This is a genomic window from Haloglomus irregulare (genome assembly GCF_007421925.1).
Classification (GTDB): Archaea; Halobacteriota; Halobacteria; order Halobacteriales; family Haloarculaceae; genus Haloglomus; species Haloglomus irregulare.
This window is the reverse complement of sequence record NZ_QMDX01000002.1, coordinates 344101-357970: the sequence shown is the minus strand read 5'-3', so window position 1 is coordinate 357970 and position 13870 is coordinate 344101. Positions and strand designations below refer to the sequence as shown.

The window sequence follows — 13870 nt, the reverse complement described above, 5'->3', positions numbered from 1 at the left end:
CCGTAATCGAGTTATCGCGGGATATCCACCGATATCCGGGCACGAGCCAGCCGATCGACGGGTACCACGGCGCCGCTCGATACGAGGGCGGTCGGATCGCATCGTTCCGTCGAACCCGACGACGCGGGGACGGCCGTTCGAGGTCGCAGGTCGCGGCGGTCGACACGAACTCGCGGAACTCGCGGGACGCGCGAGGAACGACGGTGGGGCGGAACCGATGCTCGGTTAGCGAACGGACGGGCGCGGTCGTCCGGCGTTCGCCGTATGACGTGCTGACCGGTCGTCAGACGTGCACTGCAGGCTCCGAGGGGTCGGCGGCGCAGTAGGGGCCGGAGGGCCTCCCACGGCAGTCCGTGGTGATGACCCTCATCACCGGCGCCCGGGGCCGGCCGTTCGTTTCGCGCTGGCGCTGGAACACGCAGGCAACGACGTCGGTGCCCCGGTCGGTCTCGACCTCGTTCGCCATCGTAACCTCGAGGGGAACCCGGGAGTGGTGGGAGGACGAGCGAACGGGCTCAAGCCGGTGGAGGGATTTGAACCCCCGGCCTATTCCTTACGAAGGAATCGCTCTGCCAGTCTGAGCTACACCGGCGCTACACGACCGAAGCCGGGTGCGGAGTAAAAGGATTCCGAAGGTCGGTCGTCGGTGGAACGGGCAGGTCGACGGCCTCGACGGCGCCGAACGTGGGCGGTCCCACTCGTCGCCGGGGAGGCCCTCGAACCGCTCGCCGCGCACGTCGTGGTCGTGGTCGCACGCCCCGTCCGATACGGTACCGACCGCGGCCTCGCCCATGCAGTCCCGGGTGCGGTCCGTCGAGAACCCGGGGACGGGGTCAGCGCGACAGCCGCACGTCCAGACAGACGTTGAGTTCGTGGGGGGCGTACGACCGGACCTCCCGGCGGGCCTCGACGGTCACGTCGTAGCCGGCGGCGGCCTCGCGGATGGCCCGTTCGCCGGGGCCGAACGGGTCCGAGTCGTGCTGGATGTCGTAGTAGTGCAGCACGCAGTCGTCGCCGGCGAGGGCGACGGCGGTATCGAGGAACGCATCGGCCGAGTGGGGGAGATTCATCACGATCCGCGAGGCCCAGCCGGCGTAGTCGGTCGCGACCTCCCTGACGTCGCCGGCATGGGCCGTGACGCGGTCGGCGACGCCGTTCCGACGGGCGTTCTCGCGGAGGTAGTCCACCGCCTCGGGGTTGATGTCCGCGCCGACGCAGGTCGCCCCCCGCTTCGCGGCCGGAATCACGAACGGGCCGACGCCGGCGAACATATCGAACACGCGGTCGTCGGGGGAGACCTGCTCGACGACGCGGTGGCGCTCGGTCGCGAGCCGGGGGGAGAAGTAGACCGTCGCGATGTCGACCAGGAACTCGCAGCCGTACTCCCGGTGGACGGTCTCTGTCCCGTCACCGGCGAGCACGTCCCAGTCCCGCACCCGGGTCTCGCCCTTCACCTTCGAGGCACGGTTGACCACCGTCCCGGCCGGGATGGACGACGCCATCACGGCATCGGCCGCCGCCTGCGCCCGCTCCGGGTCGTCCTCGTCGAGGATGACGATATCGCCCAGTCGTCCGTACGTCGGCGACCAGCCGAGGACGTCGACGGGCAGCGTCTGGCCCTCGCGGACGGGCGCCTCGTGGGTCACCACGTCGTACGCCTCGGGGACGGCGGCCGGGTCCGTGACGGGGATACGGAGGACGCCGTCGGCGACCGTGATCTCGTGGTCGGCGTCCACGAGGTCGCGGTCCGCGAGATCGGCCCGCGCCGCCTCGCCCTCCTCCCGGGGGACCCGGACGCAGGGGGTCGGCTCCGTTCGGCGGTCGTCGCTCACACCCTCCGGTCGGCGGGCGCCTCGCGTAAGGCTGCCGTTCTGCTCGGGTGGTCGGCGGGCGAGGGGCCGCGGGGGCTCACCGCTCCGGGTGCGTCGGCGCGTCGAACCCGTCGCGGACCAGCGGCTTCGCGATGTGTCGGCGGGCACACGGCGGGACCTCGTACCAGCCCGGCTCCAGCGCCCGCTCGATGGCCCGTTCGACCTTCCCGGGAGCACTGGTGCCACAGTCCCGACAGCGGTACCCCTGGTCCCGACCGGCGGAGGACATCGACCGACCGCAGTCGGGGCAGTCCGGGGTGACCCGCTCGGTCCGGGCGAGTTCGCGGACGGCGAACTTCTCCAGCTTCAGCGTCCCGTCGCTCACCTCGCCACAGACGGTGAGCCGGTCGCCGACCCGGAGCGCGCGGACGTGGTCGCGGAAGCGCTTGGTGGGCTCGAACGCCGCGCATGACAGCACGGGCGCGTCACCCCCGCCGTGTGGGGCCCGCAGCGAGAGAAAGACGTGGCCGCCACGTCGCGTCTCGGGGGCCGTTGCGACGACGCCGTCGAGCCGGTAGGCTCGACCGTCGCGGGTCTCCACGAGCGTCCCGTCGCGGAGATGGGCGTCGGTGCCCTGGTTGGTGTGGACGGTCAGGGTCCGCTCGGCCGGTTCGGCGTCGATGGCTGCGGCGACCCGGCGGCAGGCCGCGGGGTCGTCCCCTCGGATGCCGTACAGCACCGGGCCCGGGGTGTGGGGCACGCAGACCGCCTCGTCCTCCCCGCGGTCCACGGTGTCCCAGACGGTCGGGGAGGCCCGGTCGGCGGCGGTGAAGACGCTCTCGTGGTCGACCTCGCGCTCGGTCCCCCACCGCTCGCGGGGTCGGTAGACGATCTGCTCGTAGGTCGGGTCAAGTCCCCCCTCGCGCCACGCGCGCCAGGCGCCGACCGCCGCGAGGGCGCCGACCAGACCGCGACCGTCGCCCCACGTCTCGCGGCGGGCACCGACCGCCTCGCAGTGTGCACGGGCGGTCTCGCGGTCGAGCAGGTCCCGGACGGCGCGGTCGGCGAAGGTCCTCAGGCGCGGGGGGACCCCCGTTGCCGGGCCGTCGAGCGCGACCACACCGGGGTTCGTCCGGGGGTCGTCGACAACGGCGTGCTCGGCGACCACCTCGCGGGCGGCCGCGAACGCCGCGTCGGCGGGCAGGTCCGTGTGGACCGCGAGCGCGGCGTTGCCGCGGGTCTTGTGCTCGACGGCGGGGTTCAGCCGGACCAGACAGCACCGCTCGATGACCCCCCCGTGCTCGCGCAGTCGCTCGGCGGTCAGTGCGGCCGCGTACGTGGTGCACATGCCCGCCTCGCGCGAATCCGTGTCGTCGATACCCACGACCGTCACACCGTGGCTTGTGGAGGCGAGTACGAACGGGTTTCGCTCGGGCGCGCGAGCCGGGGACCGGCCGGTCACGGCCGCTTGGGTCGGCCTCGCGGCCGGCTGGCCCGCGAGTCAACCGCCTGTATCAGTCTATCCCCGCGAGCGCGCCGAACCGCCGGACTGGGAGGGGAGAGGGGTCACAACACCTATACTCCTCGAGTCGGCTATACATCCCTATGTCCCGGTCCGCACTGGTCGAGAACGTGACCGCGATGCTCGAGGACGCTGGCTTCCTCGTTAGCGACCGGTGTGCGATCCGCCCCAAGAGCTTCGACGTGGCGGCGCGCCGCAGCAAGGACACCGTCCTCCTGAAGATGCTGGTGAACATCGACGCCTTCGACGGCCCCACCGGCGCGGAGATGCGCCGGCTGGGGACGTACCTCGGCGCTACCCCGCTGGTGGTCGGGCTCCGTACCCGCGACGAGGAGCTCAAGCCGGGCGTCGTCTACTTCCGGCACGGCGTCCCCGTGCTCTCGCCGGACACCGCGATGGACCTGTTCCTGGAGGAGGTGCCGCCGCTCATCTACGCGGCCCCCGGCGGCCTCTACGTCAACATCGACAGCCAGGTGCTGGTCGACGCCCGCGAGGACCGCGACTGGTCGCTCGGCCGGCTCGCCCAGGAGCTCGGCGTCTCCCGCCGGACCGTCTCCAAGTACGAGGACGGGATGAACGCGAGCGTCGAGGTCGCGGCCGAGCTGGAGGACGTGTTCGACGCCCCGCTGACCTCCCCCGTAGAGGTGCTCGACGGCGCCGGCGAGGTCCGCGAGGGCGACCCCACTCCCGAGGACCCCGCGGCCGACCCGGACGACGAGCCCGTCATCGCGGTGCTCACCAGGGTCGGCTACGACGTCCACCCGACCGACCGCGCCCCGTTCAAGGCCGTCGGCGAGGCCGAGCGCACCAACACCGCCTCCATGCTGACCGGCCACTCCTCGTTCGACCGGACCGCCGAGAAGCGCGCCCGGATCATGTCCTCCGTCGGGGCGGTCACCCGCACCCGCTCGGTCTACGTCGTCGACCGCGCCACCCGCGACAACGTCGAAGGGACCGCCCTCGTCGAGCGCGAGGAGATAGCACGCGTCGAGGACGCCGACGACCTGCGCGACCTCATCCAGGACCGCGTCGACACCGACGTCGAGGAGCCGGCATAGGGAGCCGCACCGCGGGCCTCACTCCTCGAACCGCTCCAGTACGGGCATCTCCGCCACGTCCCCGGCCGAGAGCCGCGACCAGTCGATACCGGCCGGTTTGCCCGCCGCACCGGTCTCGACCGTCCGCTCGGGGGTGACGACGAGATCGAGCGGGACGTCGTGGGCGTCGGGCGTCCACGCCTCCGCCCGGACCTGCAGTTCGTGCACCGTCGTCGCGACGGGCGTCGAGCCGTCCACGAGGGCCAGCTCCCGGAGGACGGCCCACTCCAGGTCGCTGAACCCCTCACCCTTCCCGACCCGGGCGCCGGCCTCGTCGACGGCGACGCTGCCGGAGACGACGAGGTCGATGGCGGGCATCGCGTCGGGGCCGACCTGCCGGCCGTACTCCCCGATGCCGCTCACGGTGGTCGCGGCGTCGTAGTCGTCGATGGCGTCGGGGTCGAGTTCGAGGAACGGGCGCTCGTCGCGCAGGCGCGGGACGGCCATGTAGACGGTCTTGCCGGCCCGGAGCGCGGCCCGGCGGACCGGCAGCTGCGGGGCGTCGGGGTTCGCCTTCACCGTCCCGGCGGCCCGCCACGCGGTCGTGTCCGTCAGGCGGTCGGCCGCCACGTCGGCACCCGCGAAGTTGGGGATGCGACCGGTCGGCGGGAACGGGAACCGGGCCTCGCCGGCCTCGTCGAGTTCGTCCCAGACGCGCTCGCGAAGCGACTGCTCGTCCATGGCCGTCGGGAGCGGCGGGGGACACATAGCTCCCCCGTCACGGGGAACCGTCCGGACCCCCGCCTGGCGGGAACTGGAGGGGCGGACCGAGTCGGTCGGGGACCGCTAGCTTCAGGCCACGCCGGCCCGACCGCTCGCCATGCTCGAACTCGACGGGGGCGCCGGGGGTGGGCAGCTCCTCCGGACGGCCCTGTCCCTCTCGGCGGTGACCGGCGACCCGTTCGAGATGACCGGAATCCGCGGGGACCGCCCGGAACCCGGGCTGAAGCCACAGCATCTCGCCGCGGTCGAGGCGGTCGCCGACGCCTGCGGCGCGACGGTCGAGGACGCCGACCACGGCTCCGAACGCCTCCGGTTCGAGCCCGGAACGGTGACCCCCGGCGAGTACGACGTCGACATCGACACCGCCGGGAGCGTCCTGCTCGTGTTCGACGCAGTGCTCCCGCTGGCGGCGGCCCTGGACGCGGGGGAGCGGCTCGTGCTCCGCGCGACCGGCGGGACCGACGTGAGATGGGCCCCGACGGTCGACCACTACCGGCGCGTGAAGCTCCCGCTGGTCCGCCGGGTGGGGCTCGACGGCCGGGTCGCCGTCTCGCGGCGCGGGTTCTACCCCGCCGGCGGCGGCGAAGCCACGCTCCGGCTTCGCGGCACGGACGGGCTCGATCGCTTCGAGGCGACGGCCCCTGGCACCCTGGAGCGGGTGGCCGTCAGCGCCGTCGCCTCGACCGGACTCGCGGATGCCGAGGTCGCCGAGCGCGGGGCGCGGGCGGCCCGCCGGGCGCTGCGCGAGGTGGCCGACAGACCGGTCGAGACGGACGCGACGTACGTCGAGAGCGACTGTCACGGTGGGGTCCTCACCGTCCGGGCCGCATACGCGAACGCAGCCGCCGGCTTCGACGCCCTGGGCGAGCGCGGGACGCCGATGGAGGAAGTAGCCGCGGAGGCGGTCGACGCCTTCGCCGCCTTCCGCGAGACACGGCGGTCGGCGGCCGGGACCGGGCGGGTCCCCGCCGTCGACGTGCACACCGCCGACCAGCTCGCAACGCCGCTGGCGCTCGCCGGGGGCAGCGTGACCACGACGCGGGCGACCGACCACCTGCGGACCAACGCCGCCATACTGTCGCGGTTCGGCGGCGACCTCTGGCTCGACGAGTGTGGCTCGGGCGCCACCGTCAGGTGCGAGCGACCCCTGCGCGACCGGTGACGCGGGTCACGCGTCGTCGTCGGCCTCGCGCCGGGCCAGCCCAGCCAGGTGCGGCGCCTCCGCGACGACGATCTCCTCGGCTCCCAGCCGGGCGGCGTTCTCGCTGCCCGGAAGGCAGAAGACGGGCACGCCGCGCGTGATGCCCCCGACCGCCCGCGTCCCGACGACCCGGGTCCCGACCTCGTCGTATGAGAGCCGCCGGAACAGTTCGCCAAAGCCCGGGAGCTCCGTCCCGAGCAGCGGCCGGACGGCCTCGATGGTCACGTCGTCGGGCGTGACCCCGGTGCCGCCGGTGGTGACGACGACCTCCACGTCGTCGCGTCCGACCAGCCGGTCCACCGTCGACTGGATGCCGTCGAGGTCGTCGTTGACCACCTCCCGGACCGCCACGTCGTGGCCCGCGGCCTCGAACGCCGCCACGATGGCGTCGCCGGCGGGGTCCTCGTCGACCCCCCGCGAGGAGGAGACGGTGACCACCGCCGCCCCGAGCGCGTCCAGATCGTGCGCGTGGTGGTCGTGCGAGTGGTCGTGGTCGTCGTCGGAGTGGTCGTGCGAGTGGTCTGACATGGTTCCCGGTTCGAGGCGGTGATAGGTTAGTCTGCGGGACGGCGACGGTCGATTCGGGCGGCGCGTCCTCGGTGTTCCCGTTCGCTCTCACGACGGTTGCGACGAGCCACCTCCGAGGCTCGCTCCCGGCCGGTGAATCGTTCGAGCGGCCGGTTCCACCGTCGGGAAGCGCGCGACCGCGGGGAGGTGTAGGGACCTGCTCCGCTGGAACCGCCACGCGGAACACGCGACCGAACTCGGCGAGCGAGGGCTTCGGGGACGGCCCCGTCGCGGAGCCGGGGGTCCGAGCGCGATGGATTGTATATCCGATACGGTTCTTTTTCGTATATTATGCCGAGTTCTTGTCGATTATACTCGATACTATCCGATAACTCGGGGGCACCACAACGGCTAACGGGACACCAGCACAGGCTCCGGGTATGGAGCGCGTCATCGGGGAGCGGTCGCTGGCGGGGACGGGGCTCGGCGGCGACGACGTGGTCGCCATCCTCCGGGACGTGGTCCGCGCTCGGGTCTTCGACGACCGGGCGCTGGCGCTCCAGCGGCGCGGCTGGATGTCCGGTTACCCGCCGTTCCGCGGGCAGGAGGGCTCGCAGGTCGCGGCCGCCCACGCCATGCGCGAGGCGGACTGGCTGTTCCCGACCTACCGGACGAACGCGATGGCGCTGGCCCGCGGCGTCCCGATGGCCGACGTGTTGCTGTTCCGCCGCGGGTTCCCGGAGTTCGTCTCCGACCACGAGGTCCGGGTCTTCCCGCAGGCCGTCCCCATCGCGACGCAGCTGCCCCACGCCGTCGGGTTCGGGATGGCGGTCAACTACCGGAACGCCGTAGCGCCGAGCGGGCCGCCCGGGGACCCGCCCGAATCAGGCGCGGTCGCGTCGGGGCTGGTCGAGCCGACGGGCGGGCCGACGGACGAGGCCGTCGTGGCCTACCTCGGCGACGGCGCGACCTCGGAGGGTGACTCCCACGAGGCGATGAACGTCGCGGGCGTGTTCGACGCGCCCGTCGTCTTCCTGTGCGAGAACAACGGCTGGGCCATCTCGACGCCGCGGGAGCGACAGACCGCGGCCGACAGCATCGCCGCCCGCGCGACCGCCTACGGGTTCGAGGGCGTCCAGGTCGACGGTACGGACCCGCTGGCCGTCCACGAGACGGTCGCGTCGGCGCTCGCGACCGCGCGCGACGGGGAGCCGGTGCTGGTGGAGTCGGTGGTCCACCGGCACGGCCCACACACTACCAGCGACGACCCGTCCCGCTACGAGGACCGCGCCTCGGTCCCGGAGTGGCGCAGACGGGACCCGCTGGACCGGTTGGCCGACTTCGCCCGCGAGGCCGGGGTCGTCGAGGAGGGGTTCGTGGCCGCGGCCCGGGACGAGGCCGAGCGGGAGGCCGACGCGGCCGTCGCGACCGCCGAGGCGACGGCACCGCCCGCGGTCGCTGACCTGTTCGACCACTCGTACGCTGACCTCCCGCCGCGGGTGCGCAGCCAGCGCGAGTGGCTCCACGACCGGGCGGACGGTAACGACTCCGGTGGGCCGGCCTGGGAGTAGGACACGGCGGGAATCGCGGGGGCCCGCCTCGCAGCACCGACAGTTACAGGTTCTCCGCAGTCGTACCGTGCCACGATGTCGACGCCGACGGACCTGGTGACGCGGCTGCTCGAGGGCGACGTCGGCGAGCGGCGCGAAGCGGCGAGCGACCTCGTCGAGCGCGCGACCTCGAACCCGGGCGTCTTCGCCCCCGCGCTGGACCGGGTCGTCGGCGCGCTGGACGACCCGGACGACCGCGTCCGCACCGCGGCCGCACGGGTCTGCTTCGAGGTCGGCACGTACGAGCCGGGCATCGTCGAACCCGTCCTCGAGGACCTGTCGAGCGCGCTCGACGACCCCGTGGCCGGCGTCCGGGCGAACGCGGCCCGGCCAGTGGCCGAGGTCATCGCCGAGGACCCCGAGGCAGGACGGGCCGCCGCACCCGCGCTCAGAAGCCGTCTCGACGACCCCTCCGAGAGCGTCCGCCACAGCGCGGCCTGGGGGCTGGAGTGGCTCGCCACCCGGCATCCAGAGGTCGTCTCCCCGGGCCGGCTGACCGGTCTGCTCAACGACGAGCACCCGCCGGTCCGCAAGCACGCGGCGCGCACCTGCGCGCTCCTGCCGGACCGGAGCGAACGGCGCCGGGAGCGCCTGCTCGACCTGCTGCGCGACGACGCCGTGCCCGTCCGCCAGGCCGCGTGTCTGGCGCTCGGAGCGACCGGCACGAGCGCCGACCGCGGCGCGCTCGCACAGGTGGCCCGCGCCGACCTGAACGACGACGTCCGGACGGCCGCGCGCCGAGGGCTCCGCAGGGCAGCCTACGCGGCGACCGTCCTGCCGGGCGGGCCGACGGGCGGCACGGCGGCCCGGGCCGAGACGGACGACGGTGAGGGCGAGACGCTGGCCTCGACGCTGGTCGCCGGCGACCGCGCGGTCGGCCGCTGGCTCCGCGTTGACGCGCCCGACGTGATGGTCAGGGGCGGCCGCTTCCGGGGCCGCGTCGAGGCCGTCGACCCGCTCGAGGGGACCCTCGACGTCCGGAACCGGGCGGTCGGCTACCGGCTTAGCCTTCGCCGGACGCGCGACGGCTGGACGGGGACCTACGACGGCGAGGAGCGCAGCGGGCGGCTCGACGTCCAGCCGACGGTGGCGGCGCGACTCGACACCGAACGGACGCCGCTGCGCTACGCCGTCGAGGGGGACCGGCTCGGCTTCGAGGTGGAGGGGACGCCACACGCCATCGAGGTGACCGACCGAGACGTCGGGACCGGCCGCCTTCGCGGCGAGAACTGGATGCAGGGCTACGCCGTCGAGTTCCGGCCGGACACGCCGGGGCCGCTCCGGGTCCTGTTCGAGCGCGGGCGGACGTTCGAGGCGAGCGACGTGTCGCTGCTGGTCGAGGGAAGCGAACGGACAGGGACGGACGGGCCGGAGTAGGTCCTCAGTCGGAGGCCACGGCCTCGCCGGTGGCCGCCCCTTCGGGACGGGCCTCCTCCGGCTCCAGCATCGTGCGGGCGGCCGTCGACAGCTTGTTCATGACGGCACGGCCGTCGCGCTCGCGGACGACCACCTCGTCCTCCTCCAGCCGCTGGACGTGGTGGGTGACCGTGCTCGGGTCCTTGTCGAGCTCGTCCGCGAGGTCGCTGACCGAGGACGCACCGAGCCGCGCGAGCGCGTCGATGACCGACGCGGTGGACTCGTCGTTCATCGCGGCGGCCAGCTCGACGCCGTCGGTGTACGCGGGATAGAACCGACGCTTGCCGCGGACCTTCGCCCCGCTGACCAGGCCCTCGCGCTCCAGCACGCGGATGTGGTGGCGGGCCGTCGAGAGGGGGAGCTCCGCGCGGTCGGCGATCTCCGAGAGGTAGGTCCCCGGCGAGTTCTCCACGACGTCGAACATGGCGTCGCGGGCCTCGTGCTCCAGGGGATCCGAGTCGTCGTAGCGCGAGTAGCGGAACGGTGCCAGCATCCGGACGAGACGGTCGAGGTAGCTCGACCCCGGGGCCGCGGCCGCGGCGGTCCGGGCGGTCGTGCCCAGGTTGCCGCTCATCCCGGCGAAGACGCCGGACTGGCGACCGACCACGGCCGCGACGGTGCCAAGGAGACCGACCACCGCGCCGGCTCCGACCGGCTCCTCGGGCAGGTCGCCCGGCGCGGAGAGGCCGATGGCGTTGCGGGGGGCCGTCGTGTCGTCGCTGGATTCGGCCTCGGACGTTCGTGGCTCGACCGGCGCCGTGTCGGCGTCGACGGACGGCGGGGGATCGTCGACGGACCCGACCGACCCGGTCCGTGCCGTGTCAGCCGAAGCGTCGAGTGACTCGCTGGTGCCCGCGCCGAACTCGTCGACAGTGGCGTCGACGGTGTCGGCGACCGTCGTGACGGTCGTCATCGTCTCGGTGCCGGCGGTCAGCTCCAGCACCGCGTCCTCGGAGGTGCTCAGGTCGAGCAGCTCGAACTGATACGAGTCGTCCGTCGTCGGGGAGATGGTCACCAGCTCCGCCCCCTCGATGGTCTCGCCGTCGATGACGCCCCCCGTGCCCTCGGGAGTGGACAGCGAGTCGGTCGTCGAACGGTCGAGTTCGGCGAGCGTCCCGTCGTCCGGGTCGTCGTCGGCCCCGGACGGACCGTCCCCGTCGTCGCCCGAGTCCGCATCACCGGAGTCCGAGAGGAAGCCGTCGTCGCCGGAGTCGGAGCTGGAATCGGAGGAGTCGGACGTCTCGCCCGAGTCCCCGCTCGAGTCCGACTCGGCGGCGGTGGAGTCGTCGGAGTCGCTGGTCGTATCGCTACTCGAGGAGTCGGTGAGGCCCCCGTCCAGAATCCCATCACCGGTCGTGTCGTCGTCTCCTGTGGTCGTCGTGTACGGACCGGCGGCCGCCGGGCCCACGAGGGAGACCCCGAGGAGGAGAACCACGACGAGTACCAGCCCACGGCGTAGACGTGTCCTGTTCATTACACCACCATGACCTCTGGCAGTTACCAGTGATAGCCATGGTTCGAGCATAGGTATTTGGCTGGGTATGTACGGGAGTTTATGCGGGGCCCGCCGTCGCCCCGTACGGCGGCCCACGTGACCCCGTTGCCATCTGTGCGTCGAGCCCCGAAGGCGTGTGGAGAACCACCTGCAGGAGCCCCGAAGCGGGGGAACCGCTCGGTTATGCGTGGTGTGGCACCGGATAGCACGGGCTGCGGGCCGGGTGCCCCGGTCGGCCGCTGGCTCGATGCTGACCGGAGTGGCTCGCTCAGACGTTCTCGCCCTGATAATCGCCGTCGTACTCGCCGGTGTGTCCGGCCTCGGCGAGCACGAGCTGGGCGACGCGTGCGCCGGCCTCAATCTCGATATCGTAGCCGACCTGCAGCAGTCCCTCGCCCTTCCCCTCGTAGCCGGCGTCCCAGACGGCCGTGTTGAGCATGCAGGAGTTGCGAAGCAGCGACGACCGCGGGTAGAGGAAGCCGACGTGGTCCGCCGGGATGGAGACGACCTCGGCGTACCGCACGACGTAGTTGCCGGGGGCGAGACGGTGCCCCTCGCGGTCCGGGTCCGTCTCGTAGCCGGGCTCACCCCCGTCGGAGTCGACCAGCGACCCGGCCTCGCGTCGGTGGCGGGCGCCGATGGACTTGCCGTCGGCGGTGATACGGCCGGGCTCGCGCTGGCGGAACACCGCCTCGAGCGTCAGGTCGACCCCGTTGGGCTGGACCTGGTCCTCACCGACGGGCGTCACGTGCTCGGCCACGAAGGCCCCACTGCGGAACATACCGGAGCCGCTCGTGGCGTGGTCATATGGGTTCGGGTCGCGTCCAGCGCTCTTTCCGGTGGCGTACCCGTGTTCTCCGGGGGCTCCGCGCTCGTGCAGAACGACGACGGGACCGGTTCCGACGCCCTCGCGCCCTTCGATTCCACCGGATCGTAGCCCGTCGAGGCGCGCTGTGGCCCTGCCCTTCCCGGGGGCGCGGGGCCTCGGCGCGGGATCTCGACCACACGTTCCCGACCCGATAGGTGTCCGTCGGTCGGCTCCACCTTCGGGACACGAGGAGCGGGGCGAGGGGGAGTTTCCACCGCCGTTCATGACGGAGGGCCTCCCGAGGGAGCAGCGAGCGGTTCCCGGTGGCGTACGGTACCCCCCGATAGGGCAGGGTTTCGGATCTTCCGATGTACGAGGGGTTTCCAGTTGCCACATGGACTGGCTATACACGACTCCCGACCGGTACTCCCGACTGTGGGGGGAACCGACGCGGCATCACGAACGGAGCCCCTTTATTGCCGCCGCTACTCCGCGTCTGGCATGGACGTCTCGGAGGGTCGCGTGACCGTCTCGGTCCCCGAACAGCCGGAACAGGGGGCCGGCGACGCCGTCTTCTACAACCCGGAGCAGGAGCTCAACCGCGACCTGACGGTGGCGGCGCTCCGGGCCTACCGCGACCGGGCCGCGGCCGGGGAGGTCGACGGGCCGCCGCCGCGGTCGTACCTCGACGCGACGGCGGCCTCCGGCATCCGCGGGATACGCGCGGCCGCGGCGGGGTTCGACGCGACCTGCTGTGACGTGGACCCGGACGCCGTCGAACTGGCCCGCGAGAACTTCGCGCACAACGAGCTGGAGGGGACCGCCGTCCACCGGGACGCGAACGCCCTGATGCACGAGGAGCGGTACGACGTGGTCGACCTGGACCCGTTCGGAACGCCGGTTCCGTTCGTCGACGCGGCCTGCAACGCCGCGCGGAGCCTGCTGTGCGTGACGGCGACCGACACCGCGCCGCTGTGTGGCGCCCACTTCCAGTCCGGCGTCCGGTCGTACGGCGCCGTCCCGCGGAACACGGAGTTCCACGCCGAGATGGGGCTCCGGGTGCTGCTCTCGGCGCTCGTCCGGACCGCCGCCCGCTACGATGTCGCCGCCGAACCGGTCCTCAGCCACTCGGCACCCCACTACGCCCGGACGTACCTCGAGCTCACCTCCGGCGCGCGGGCGGCCGACGCGCTGCTGGAGGAACTCGGCTACGTCGACTGGTGTCCGGACTGCTACTGGCGGACCACCCGCCACGGCCTCGTCCACGACCCCACGACCGACTGCGGGAACTGCGGCCGGACGACGAAGCCCGCCGGGCCCCTGTGGCTCGGGCGGACCCACGAGGACGCCTTTCTCGCGCGCACACGCGAGCACGTGAAGGGACTATACGACGAACTCGGCGTGGCCCGGGCGGTCGGGCGCACCTTGGACCGGCTCGACGGGGAGCTGGCCGAGCCGACCCACTACGACCAGCACAAGCTGTTCGGCAACTGGGGCGAGCCGGCCATCGGGATGGACGGGTTCATCCAGCGGCTCCGGGAGGTCGGCCACGAGGCCTCGCGGACCCATTACGGCGGGACGACGTTCAAGACCACCGCCGACGTGGGCGCGCTGGCCGAGTTGTTCGCCTGAGCCGCGCGCCGGCCGGCGTTCCACCCGATTTATGTAACCGTCTGCCGA

Annotated in this window: 12 protein-coding genes and 1 tRNA gene; 5 read left to right on the top strand and 8 right to left on the bottom strand. The window is 72.8% G+C overall.

Annotated features, from left to right (window positions below):
* Positions 1-283 precede the first annotated feature (283 nt).
* The 4 genes from DP107_RS05575 to DP107_RS05560 form a co-directional block, all read right to left on the bottom strand.
* Positions 284-466 carry a hypothetical protein gene (locus tag DP107_RS05575; RefSeq protein WP_144261156.1) on the bottom strand — a complete coding sequence of 61 codons (183 nt, stop codon included), beginning with the start codon at positions 464-466 and terminating at the stop codon, positions 284-286.
* 52 nt (positions 467-518) lie between these two features.
* Positions 519-592 (bottom strand) — tRNA-Thr (locus tag DP107_RS05570).
* Positions 593-833: 241 nt separating this feature from the next.
* A complete protein-coding gene (locus DP107_RS05565) occupies positions 834-1832 on the bottom strand; it encodes a class I SAM-dependent methyltransferase (protein ID WP_144261155.1) in 999 nt (332 codons plus the stop codon).
* A gap of 76 nt (positions 1833-1908) precedes the next feature.
* Entirely contained in the window at positions 1909-3204 is a 1296-nt protein-coding gene (locus tag DP107_RS05560; RefSeq protein ID WP_144261154.1) for a tRNA(Ile)(2)-agmatinylcytidine synthase, read from the bottom strand.
* 212 nt (positions 3205-3416) lie between these two features.
* On the opposite strand from DP107_RS05560, the gene DP107_RS05555 reads away from it, so the two are divergent.
* A complete protein-coding gene (locus DP107_RS05555) occupies positions 3417-4391 on the top strand; it encodes a transcriptional regulator (RefSeq protein ID WP_144261153.1) in 975 nt (324 codons plus the stop codon).
* A gap of 18 nt (positions 4392-4409) precedes the next feature.
* Here the strand turns inward: DP107_RS05555 and DP107_RS05550 are convergent, their stop codons facing one another.
* A complete protein-coding gene (locus tag DP107_RS05550) occupies positions 4410-5111 on the bottom strand; it encodes a 5-formyltetrahydrofolate cyclo-ligase (RefSeq protein WP_144261152.1) in 702 nt (233 codons plus the stop codon).
* Between the two features lie 139 nt (positions 5112-5250).
* Here DP107_RS05550 and rtcA point away from each other — a divergent pair, with 139 nt between their 5' ends.
* Positions 5251-6315: an RNA 3'-terminal phosphate cyclase gene (rtcA, locus tag DP107_RS05545; RefSeq protein ID WP_144261151.1), complete on the top strand. Its 1065-nt coding sequence runs from the start codon at positions 5251-5253 to the stop codon at positions 6313-6315.
* Positions 6316-6321: 6 nt separating this feature from the next.
* Here rtcA and DP107_RS05540 read toward each other — a convergent pair whose 3' ends face one another.
* Positions 6322-6882: a MogA/MoaB family molybdenum cofactor biosynthesis protein gene (locus tag DP107_RS05540; protein WP_144261150.1), complete on the bottom strand. Its 561-nt coding sequence runs from the start codon at positions 6880-6882 to the stop codon at positions 6322-6324.
* 419 nt (positions 6883-7301) lie between these two features.
* Here DP107_RS05540 and DP107_RS05535 point away from each other — a divergent pair, with 419 nt between their 5' ends.
* Together DP107_RS05535 and DP107_RS05530 are read left to right on the top strand one after the other, a co-directional pair.
* Positions 7302-8432 carry a thiamine pyrophosphate-dependent enzyme gene (locus DP107_RS05535; RefSeq protein ID WP_144261149.1) on the top strand — a complete coding sequence of 377 codons (1131 nt, stop codon included), beginning with the start codon at positions 7302-7304 and terminating at the stop codon, positions 8430-8432.
* 75 nt (positions 8433-8507) lie between these two features.
* Positions 8508-9848, top strand: coding sequence for a HEAT repeat domain-containing protein (locus tag DP107_RS05530; RefSeq protein ID WP_144261148.1), 1341 nt, complete (start codon positions 8508-8510; stop codon positions 9846-9848).
* Between the two features lie 4 nt (positions 9849-9852).
* Here the strand turns inward: DP107_RS05530 and DP107_RS05525 are convergent, their stop codons facing one another.
* Positions 9853-11361: a winged helix-turn-helix transcriptional regulator gene (locus DP107_RS05525; RefSeq protein ID WP_144261147.1), complete on the bottom strand. Its 1509-nt coding sequence runs from the start codon at positions 11359-11361 to the stop codon at positions 9853-9855.
* A 289-nt stretch (positions 11362-11650) separates the two neighbouring features.
* The gene (locus tag DP107_RS05520; protein ID WP_144261146.1) at positions 11651-12163 is read right to left on the bottom strand and encodes a deoxyuridine 5'-triphosphate nucleotidohydrolase; all 513 of its coding nucleotides are present in this window, start codon (positions 12161-12163) and stop codon (positions 11651-11653) included.
* Positions 12164-12691: 528 nt separating this feature from the next.
* Here DP107_RS05520 and DP107_RS05515 point away from each other — a divergent pair.
* Positions 12692-13822, top strand: a complete 1131-nt coding sequence (locus DP107_RS05515) for a tRNA (guanine(26)-N(2))-dimethyltransferase (protein ID WP_144261145.1) — start codon at positions 12692-12694, stop codon at positions 13820-13822.
* The last annotated feature ends 48 nt before the right edge of the window (positions 13823-13870 follow it).